This window comes from Treponema endosymbiont of Eucomonympha sp. (assembly GCF_001028545.1).
The window spans coordinates 1-1,682 of sequence record NZ_BBPW01000140.1 but is presented as its reverse complement, the minus strand read 5'-3'; the positions used below and the strand labels follow the sequence as shown (position 1 = coordinate 1,682).

Here is a 1,682-nt window from a genome sequence, read left to right as displayed (position 1 = left end):
AAAAGCCGCTATATTGAGCACGCGGTGTTCTACCCCGACGGCAACAAGTTAGTTTTTGAGATACGCGCCAACGCGTTTTTGTGGAAAATGGTGCGCTCACTGGTCGGCTCGATGCTGCACGCGGAAGGCGAAGGGCGGGACGCGGCGTTTTTTCAGGCGGCGCTTGAAGCAAAAGACCGCTTCCGAGCCGGTCCAACCGCGCCTCCGCAGGGGCTGTTTTTGTGGCAGGTACATTTTGCGGGCGTCAGGTGAAATCCCGCGCGGATCGTGTAGTAATGCACGGTTATTCCCACCACAGTTCGCGGAGGCGCGAAACCGATAACGCGGCGAATGAGTTTATTGCCATATCCGCCTGCGAAATATCCTGATTGCGGGACGACGGGTTTTTGTAGGCGACGCATTTCATTCCGGCACGCTTAGCGGCGATAACGCCGTTTCCCGAATCTTCCACGACAACGCAGCATTGGGGAAGCACGCCCAAAAGCTCCGCCGCCTTCAGAAAAACGTCCGGCTCAGGCTTGCTTTTCGCAACCGACTCGCCCGAGACAACCGAATCAAAAAACGCCGCAATGCCGATTTTATCCAGCACCGCTTCGATAAAAGGCGGCGAGGACGAGGACGCTACCGCCAGTAGGATATGCTCGCGTTTGAGCAGCGCCAGCAAGTCAGGAATGCCTGCAATCGGGCTGAAATCCCGCTCTGAAAGCAGCTTCAGTTTGAGCGCGACGTTTTGCCGAAGGATTTCGCCGAGCGGTACGGACAGCGCATATTTTGCGCTGAGCAGCGCCCAAATTTCAGGGTTCGACATGCCGAAAAACGGGTAGAAATCGACCGACGCGGGGTCTATGCCGAGTGATTTGAGCAACAGGCTGTCGCTTTCGCAGTGAAGCGGCTGGCTGTCTATTAACACGCCGTCCATATCGAAAATCACCGCAGACGGCAGATACGCAGTTTTCATAACGGAAACGCTTCGCTTATCGAAGCGGAGGCACACTGTGAGAACGCGTCAGTTTCCCGCACAGCACATAAACAGGGTATTCTGTGCACTTCGCGCAGGAACGCTTCCCGTTCAAACCCGTCCCGCACACGGTCGTTTGCACGGCTTTTTACCGTTTCCCCACCAGACACATCCATTCCGCTTGCGGCGCTCGAAACAGTGCACAAAACCGCCGTGCCGCTCGCCGGTTCCGGCAGAACAGATTCGGGCGTTCATGCGGCGGGGCAGGTAGCGAATTTCCATTCGCCTATAGACAGCATTCCGGTCGCAAACTATGTGTCCGCGTTAAACAACCTGCTGCCGCGCGATATCCGCATTCATGCCGCCAAAGAGTTCGCGGACGGCTTTCATGCCCGTTTTGACGCCGTGAGCCGCACATACCGCTACGTTATCTGCTGTGGGGCAACGCCGTTTGCCTATGAAGCGCCTTATGTGTGGGCGATTCGCCGCTATCCCAGCCTTGCGGTGCTGAACAGCATGTCGGCGTGTTTACAGGGAGAACTTGACTTTACGACGTTTACCGCCGCCGGAGACCTTTCCCGCTCAAAAAGCCGCTATATTGAGCACGCGGTGTTCTACCCCGACGGCAACAAGTTAGTTTTTGAGATACGCGCCAACGCGCTTTTGTGGAACATGGTGCCCCCAATGGTCGGCTCGAGGCTGCACTCGGGAGGGCAAGGGCCGG

2 protein-coding genes and 1 pseudogene are annotated in these 1,682 nt (G+C 56.8%); 2 read left to right on the top strand and 1 reads right to left on the bottom strand.

The genetic code is table 11. The features are described from left to right. Nucleotides 1-252, top strand: a pseudogene (locus AWU74_RS05370) (tRNA pseudouridine(38-40) synthase TruA); the annotation flags it as partial. 31 nt (nt 253-283) lie between these two features. On the opposite strand, the gene AWU74_RS05365 reads toward AWU74_RS05370, so the two are convergent. Then, nucleotides 284-958, bottom strand: a complete 675-nt coding sequence (locus AWU74_RS05365) for an HAD family hydrolase (protein WP_062328382.1) — start codon at nt 956-958, stop codon at nt 284-286. 198 nt (nt 959-1,156) lie between these two features. Between AWU74_RS05365 and AWU74_RS05360 the strand changes: the two genes are divergently transcribed. Further along, a partial coding sequence (locus AWU74_RS05360) for a pseudouridine synthase family protein (protein WP_062328379.1) occupies nt 1,157-1,682 on the top strand: 526 nt, incomplete at its 3' end.

What these genes read in the sequence shown, in the direction of transcription:
- AWU74_RS05365 (WP_062328382.1), bottom strand. Translation starts at nt 958, where the DNA reads ATGAAAACTGCGTATCTGCCGTCTGCGGTGATTTTCGATATGGACGGC.